The organism is Moorena producens PAL-8-15-08-1, assembly GCF_001767235.1.
Taxonomy (GTDB): domain Bacteria; phylum Cyanobacteriota; class Cyanobacteriia; order Cyanobacteriales; family Coleofasciculaceae; genus Moorena; species Moorena producens_A.
In genome coordinates this window covers 1,953,648-1,960,000 of record NZ_CP017599.1, presented here as the reverse complement: position 1 = coordinate 1,960,000, position 6,353 = coordinate 1,953,648, and the positions used below count along the sequence as shown (strand labels likewise).

8 protein-coding genes (1 of these 8 only partly in view) are annotated in these 6,353 nt (G+C 45.5%); 5 read left to right on the top strand and 3 right to left on the bottom strand.

From position 1 onward, the window contains the following. On the bottom strand, positions 1–1,341 hold the 5' portion of the coding sequence (locus BJP34_RS07490) for a PrsW family glutamic-type intramembrane protease (protein WP_070391809.1). Its footprint begins 30 nt before the window's first position; the window shows 1,341 of its 1,371 coding nt (coding positions 1–1,341); the start codon lies at positions 1,339–1,341; the stop codon falls past the left edge of the window. Between the two features lie 132 nt (positions 1,342–1,473). Between BJP34_RS07490 and BJP34_RS07485 the strand changes: the two genes are divergently transcribed. Both BJP34_RS07485 and BJP34_RS39020 read left to right on the top strand, forming a co-directional pair. Then, positions 1,474–1,689, top strand: coding sequence for a hypothetical protein (locus BJP34_RS07485; protein WP_149030850.1), 216 nt, complete (start codon positions 1,474–1,476; stop codon positions 1,687–1,689). Further along, a complete protein-coding gene (locus BJP34_RS39020; RefSeq protein WP_149030849.1) occupies positions 1,682–1,945 on the top strand; it encodes a hypothetical protein in 264 nt (87 codons plus the stop codon). The genes BJP34_RS07485 and BJP34_RS39020 overlap by 8 nt, the downstream gene beginning before the upstream one ends. 78 nt (positions 1,946–2,023) lie before the next feature. Here BJP34_RS39020 and BJP34_RS07480 read toward each other — a convergent pair whose 3' ends face one another. Together BJP34_RS07480 and def are read right to left on the bottom strand one after the other, a co-directional pair. Next, positions 2,024–2,224 (bottom strand): hypothetical protein, encoded by a 201-nt coding sequence (locus BJP34_RS07480; RefSeq protein WP_070391807.1) that lies wholly within the window; start codon positions 2,222–2,224, stop codon positions 2,024–2,026. Positions 2,225–2,656: 432 nt separating this feature from the next. Then, on the bottom strand, positions 2,657–3,220 hold the full coding sequence (gene def / locus BJP34_RS07475; protein ID WP_070391806.1) for a peptide deformylase: 564 nt from the start codon (positions 3,218–3,220) through the stop codon (positions 2,657–2,659). Positions 3,221–3,302: 82 nt separating this feature from the next. Between def and BJP34_RS39015 the strand changes: the two genes are divergently transcribed. The 3 genes from BJP34_RS39015 to BJP34_RS07465 all read left to right on the top strand — a co-directional run bounded on the left by BJP34_RS39015 (position 3,303) and on the right by BJP34_RS07465 (position 6,093). Beyond that, entirely contained in the window at positions 3,303–3,644 is a 342-nt protein-coding gene (locus BJP34_RS39015) for a hypothetical protein (protein ID WP_149030848.1), read from the top strand. A gap of 444 nt (positions 3,645–4,088) precedes the next feature. After that, positions 4,089–5,000, top strand: coding sequence for a cell division protein FtsX (locus BJP34_RS07470; RefSeq protein ID WP_070391805.1), 912 nt, complete (start codon positions 4,089–4,091; stop codon positions 4,998–5,000). Between the two features lie 136 nt (positions 5,001–5,136). Further along, complete coding sequence (locus BJP34_RS07465; RefSeq protein WP_070391804.1) at positions 5,137–6,093, top strand: DUF3598 family protein; 957 nt, start codon at positions 5,137–5,139, stop codon at positions 6,091–6,093. The last annotated feature ends 260 nt before the right edge of the window (positions 6,094–6,353 follow it).

Sequence of the window (6,353 nt, the reverse complement as noted above, 5' to 3'; positions counted from 1 at the left end):
TTGCGATCGCGTTGGTGACAGTGCCCTTGCTTTGAGAATTGCCGCTGTTAAAAAGACGTAGGACACAACCCCAACTATTGCCAAGAGTATACTATTAACATATCCCATGGCATTCCACAAGGCATGCAGAGCAGAAGCATTCAGATAGCCAATGCCTATGATCTGCCAACGCTTACGGGGTTTGAGGACGCTTAACCCAATAAAATACCCGAAGTATCCACTATAAGCCATGTGTCCTGCCACTGACCCAAGAACCCGAGGAATCAGCAACTGCAATCCTAACAGGTCACCCTCCAATTCAGTAGTTGGCAGTATCACACCGTCTATAATATTCGGCACATATTGGCCTAAGGTTTCTACCAAAGTAAATCCCACCCCCGATGCTGTCCCCAATAAAATTCCATCGAGGGGTTCCCAGACACCAATTCTTTCTCGCCAAGGGGTACGCAGGAAATGTCCCAAACCATATAGTCCCAGCATAGGTATAGCCTTGAGCAACTCTTCCATTAACCCAGCACCAAAAAACATCCGGATGAATAAAGTAGTCAAGTTGATAACTTCACCTAGTTGTGGTATATCGCCAGGTAAAATTCCCCGAAAAATTTTGATAAATAGGGGCAGCAGCGGACTGACCAAAATTAAACTGGTGGATAGAGTACTACCCAGCAGCACCCACCAAGGTTTAGGTTTGCCACAAAGTTGGTAAACAAAGTAATAGGCTAATCCTGCCAAGTAGGCAGCTAGCAAAAGATTAAAAACTACTGGTTGACCAACTGCAGCAAACATTGATACGACAAAGAGTACAGTCACGATACCAGGAGCCAAAAAAGCTTTCTGATTTAAATCCCGTCCTGTTGACAAGATGGGAAACAGTTGGGTGAAGGTGACATAATCGGTCTGAGGCTTTGGTATCTTGCTAATCGGTTTTAGGGGTTTTTCTATGGCAATAGTGTGGGATGGGATGGATGGCAAATCAAGGGATGTCGTTACCTCGCACTCAAAGATGAATTTTGGACCATCGTGACCCAACTCAATCCGATCCCCTGACTGCAATTCCTGACAACCCTGCAAATATTCGCCATTCACATAGGTGCCATTCACACTATCAAGGTCACAAATTTCCCAGCGGGGACAGCCATTTTTTAGAGGGGTCAGAGGGCTAATTACCGCATGACGGCGCGATACGCTGACGTAGCGATAGGGATCTAAGGAAATTTTACAGTTAGGGTCACGTCCAATGACGTTATCCTCTAATTCAGAAAGGGGTAGTACGGCAAGTATCTCTTTGTTATCACTAGTGGAAAGCTGGCGCAGAAATCCACTGTAAACTTGACCAGTCATTGCTACTTTGGTCGTTATTGGTTATTCACACTCCCCATGCTAATCCGGCAGGGGATTCTAGTTTCAAGAACGTTTCTTTCCTTTGCAGATTTCTCGATCAACACAGATATAGGAAACATCGACCCTGTCTTGATGCAGAGCGCGAGTGGGGCTTTTGACGGCAGTCGCTCATGGCGCATGGGTCTGTGTGCGATCGCAGTGTTCCGCACCTGTCTTGATGCAGAGCGCGAGTGGTTTGAATTTACCGTAAGACAGTTGAGCCTTGTCTTGATGCAGTCGCTCATGGGGGAAACCCCCAAGACCGCGCAAATCACGCTAATCAATAAGTTTTACACCTTTTATGCATAGCCTACCAACCATAAAGGCTCAACTGTCTAAGGTTTGGTCTCCGGGGGAAACCCCCGCAGGTCGGCGCTGCATCGCTCTCCAGCCCAGTAGGAAACCCCTTTGGCCGACTGGCTCCCCAAGAACGCGCTGCATCCGTTCCGTACTTCCCAAATGCCCAACGGTCGCCTTAGCAGAGCCTTTGGATTACTTTGGCTGCATTAACATCACCAGGATAGTAATCAGTTGTGCAACGTTTTTGTATATCCTTGGATCCTAATCACCCATAGTTTTCGATGGTTTATAGCAAAGGAATTGCACCACCAAACGAATTACACTACTATTTTTTCAAATGTCCTTAGCCCTTTATATTCGCCCTGGCATCAAGCACCGCTAGGTAGAAAGAGAGACCACCAATAGGAATACTAGCAGCGAGGATAATTCCAGTCACCAACTTACCTAACTCGGGGTCACCATAGGAAAGTTCAAAAATTGAACCCACAGCCGCAATCCCAGCAACACAGGCAATCATCAAAAACAGAGCACTTTTTGGTGTCATCATAAGCTTTTTTGTGACAGATTATTTTTATCAGAAATCATAATATTTAAATTAGCTGTGGCGCAATCAATTATAGCTAACCGCTAAGTAATAGGTCATATCTAGTGATTTTTACTATTTATCATGCTTGGGTGTTAGTTAATTAAACATTGAATATTTACAATTGCAAATTTTTAATTTATACCTTAATTTATACCGATAATATAAACCCTATTATAAGTGATTAACCGAACTTCAGATCAAGTTTATAAGAGCAGTCACAGTTGAGTAAATTGTAGAAGGTTAAGGGAGTAGAAAGATTACTGTGACTATAGCAACTGTGACTATAGCAATCGTAATTTAAAATTGAACAATAACAGGTGCTTATAGTCTTTTCCATCACCCGATCAGCACCTCACCAGAGGTTTCACAAATAAAATCAGATTGGTATAGTTATTGAATGGGTTTCACCGCTTGGGGTGAGAAACCGTGCTTATTCAATTCTTCAGTCAAGGCGAGACCATTTTGCACCCGATCAACAAACATCACTCCTTTAAGGTGGTCTATCTCATGCTGAATGACGCGAGATAGTAATCCATTCGCCTTTAAGGTTCTAGGGCGTCCGTTTTGATCCTTGTAGGCTACTTCAATGTCGTCTGGACGGGTGACATCTAAATAGACACCGGGAATGCTCAAACAACCTTCCTGGCCATCACAAGGGGTGGTACCAAAACTCTTGATGTCTGGGTTAATTAACACCAGCGGTGGGTTGTCTGGGTTATTAGGCTCACAGTCAACCACAATCATTTGCTTATTAATCCCGACCTGAGGGGCTGCCAAACCGATACCATCTGCACTGTACATGGTTTGCAGCATTTGCTCAGCTAATTTCCGGATGTTGTGGTCTACTTTAGCAACCCGCTTGGCAGGCTGACGCAGGACGCGATCGCCTAGATAATGAATTGTTAATGGTGGATTTTCTAATTTTTTCTTTTCAACGATAAGTTCAGCAGTCATGGGGTTATCGACTTGTTAGTCAGGCTATGGTTAGGGTTAGACTAGAGCTGCTAAGGGATTAGAACACTCAACAGACAGATTCATGAATGCTTCCCCCACCTGCGTTCGCGAGGTGGGGGTATCCGTCTTGATTACAAGGGTTTATCCCTCGCGACAGGCGGCATCCTCGCCGAATATCCAGGACTTTTGCTGGCATGTTCCCCCAAGTCGTTGTCTTGATGCAGTCGCTCATGGGGGAAACCCCCGCATGAAGGCGCTGCATCGCTTCCGCTATGGGGCTTATTCAATGAAGCTTTTACCTGAGAGTCTGACGTTTATGAACCGACTCGAAAAGATTTATAAGTTAATTTTCCCAATCCTAGAGAGGTCGTGCCTCAGGGTTGCTCAGAATCTTGTCTGTCCTTTGCCGTACCGCTCAAGATGATGCCATTATATCACATTTTGGCGCTCCTAACCCCCACCTGAACGTTCGCGCAGCGTGGCCGTAGGCCAGGTGGGGGAATGCGTCGCTCATTTTTGTTCAACAGAGTGCCTAAGACAGAGTGCCTAAGTTGGTCTATTATTATAGTCTTGCCTCGCTTGCTTAGTTTATCATGCCCCACCCCCCAACAGCCTTCGCGCTTCGCTGCGGTGCGACAAGGCGCGAAGTTCCAACGGCCACACCGAACGCGCACCAAGAGAGGGGATGGGGACTGCGCCCCAATGATTTCATTGATTATCCCTGGTCGCCCATAGGTGGGAGTTATTTCAGAATCGTACGTTTCTTGTGATTTATTGCTATCCCAAAATTCTTCTACGGCTTTTGATTTTCCTTGAAACTAGCCGCTCTATGGATTAGAACCCAACAGTAACACCAAGTCAGGGACGGATGTTTAAATTTCTCACTCAACTGGATTACCTGCTGCGGGAAACTTTCTTAGGTCTACAACGTGGCGGCTGGATCAACTGGGCGGCGGTGAGCACCGTCACTGTCCTATTGTTCCTGTTTGGTATAAGCTGGCAAGCCTCCTGGCAGTTAGGTGGGCTACTCAATCAGTTGGGGAATCAACTAGAAGTAGCTGTTTATCTCGAACCAGGGGCTGAGGCAGAAATGGTCTTACCAGCAGTTCAGAAACTGCCCAAGGTGATGGCGGTTCAAACCATTTCCAAAGAAAAAGCTTGGGCATCCTTGGTTGAGGAACTGGGAATTTCCGACATTGCTGCTGCTACGGAACAGTTGGAAGGGAATCCCCTAGTGGATGAACTGAAGGTAAAGGTAAGCAAACCAAAGGATGTGCTAATTCTTGCCCAGCAATTGTCACAGTTGCCAGGAATAGATCAGGTGCAGTATATGGATCAGACTCTCAAACAAATGCGACAGCTTCATCACGGTTTAGGCTGGGTGAGTCTGATCATTACTACCATTCTCAGTCTGACCGCAGTGGCAGTTGTTACCACCACAATGCGCCTGATTGTGATCGCAAGACGCCAGGAAATTGAGATTATGCAGCTAGTTGGGGCAACCAGATCCTGGATTTATCTGCCGTTCATGTTGCAAGGAATTACTTTTGGTGTAGCTGGGGCAGTCCTAGCCTGGGTTTTGTTGATCGGTCTGCGGCAATTTCTGACTAATCTGCTCGCGACTGGACCTGATTTTATCGAATTTATCGCTACAGTGGTGCCACCGGATCCACTGAAAATTGTTGTGCTACCCTTACTGCTGTTGATTCTGGGGGGTTCAGTGGGTTTGCTCGGTAGTTGCTTAGCTGTTAGTCTCGAAACCATCGCTATCGGGAAATGAGGTTAGTAGACAGTTACCTAAATTTGGTCTAATTCTGGTATTTTGTCAGTGGTTAGGGTCATGGGAAGTGGTTCAGAGTAACAGAGGACTTATGACCAATGACTAATGACTAAGAGCTAATAACTAAAGACTACTTATGCGATCGCAATGGGAATGTTTTTTGCAAAATCAAGGGAGTTGGCATGGTTCATTTACCACATTCTCACCAAAAGGGCAACAGTTAAAAGATATTCCCTCTGTGCTCACCATAGAAGGACTCGACGATAACCAAAAAATTCGTTTGACTCTTCGCTATCTGCCACCTGAACAAGCTATATTCAACCGAATTCTCGAATACACCAATGTAGATCGCTATCTTATGTTCTTTGACAGTGGTGCGTTTTCCCAAGGCGCACTACAGTGGATTCCTTATGGCGAATTTGGGGCAGAATTTGGCTTGATTGAGGGTAACCGTCGTCTGCGGATGGTGCAACTGTATAACAGGGAGAGTCAGCTGAAGCAGTTGACCTTAATTAGAGAAAAACTGGCAGGTACGGATACACCAGAACGTCCACCATTAACCTTGGAACAGTTGCTCGGAGAGTGGCGTGGAGAGGCAGTAACCCTCTATTCTGATTTGCGGACGCCTAACATCTATCCTACTCACCTTAAACTCCAGCATCATGAAAGTAACCGCTTAGTACAACAACTCACATTTGGCACAGGAGAATCATTACGTACCATCACCTCTAGCGCTAAGATTGATGGCTCAATTCTGTATTTTGACGGCGGTGCGACCCCGGTCGGGAAACCCGACCTAGCGGTCAGACCCCGCGACGACGAAAGTCGCAAGGGAATGCTGACCAAGAGAGGGAACGCGCACCAAGAGAAGGGTGCTGTTTCTACTCAAGTTTTATTATTGCCCGATGGGGCATCGTCTACTTGTCCAATAACGGTTAAGCCAGGTCATTCTTTCTTTCTAGAAGTAGGTTGGCTGTGGCAACCTAACCAACGTCAGCGGCTGATTCGCTCTTTTAACGATAAAGGGCAATGGGTTAGTCTTACTTTGGTAAGAGAGCAGAAAGTATCTTCTGGGCATTATATAAAAGGTTGAAGTATCAAGGATGAAGTAGGTGGGCTTGTTTACAACCCAGTCAACCTGACTCGATATTATATATAGCCTTTTCAAGATAATTGATAGTGTAAGTATTTATAATGACTTCGAATAAAAAACATTTTGGTAATTAATTCGTTCCAAGGAATCGTGTCAGATATGTTTGGCTAACCAGGTGGTTTCCTACATCAATAAAACACTGATACCAAGTGCAGTTAATCACTTACCAAATAGTCCCTGAATTTTTGGGAATGGGTAAT

What these genes read in the sequence shown, in the direction of transcription:
- BJP34_RS07485 (WP_149030850.1), top strand. Translation starts at nt 1,474, where the DNA reads ATGCAGAGCGCGAGTGGGGCTTTTGACGGCAGTCGCTCATGGCGCATG.
- BJP34_RS39020 (WP_149030849.1), top strand. Translation starts at nt 1,682, where the DNA reads ATGCATAGCCTACCAACCATAAAGGCTCAACTGTCTAAGGTTTGGTCT.
- BJP34_RS07480 (WP_070391807.1), bottom strand. Translation starts at nt 2,224, where the DNA reads ATGACACCAAAAAGTGCTCTGTTTTTGATGATTGCCTGTGTTGCTGGG.
- def (WP_070391806.1), bottom strand. Translation starts at nt 3,220, where the DNA reads ATGACTGCTGAACTTATCGTTGAAAAGAAAAAATTAGAAAATCCACCA.
- BJP34_RS39015 (WP_149030848.1), top strand. Translation starts at nt 3,303, where the DNA reads ATGAATGCTTCCCCCACCTGCGTTCGCGAGGTGGGGGTATCCGTCTTG.
- BJP34_RS07470 (WP_070391805.1), top strand. Translation starts at nt 4,089, where the DNA reads ATGTTTAAATTTCTCACTCAACTGGATTACCTGCTGCGGGAAACTTTC.
- BJP34_RS07465 (WP_070391804.1), top strand. Translation starts at nt 5,137, where the DNA reads ATGCGATCGCAATGGGAATGTTTTTTGCAAAATCAAGGGAGTTGGCAT.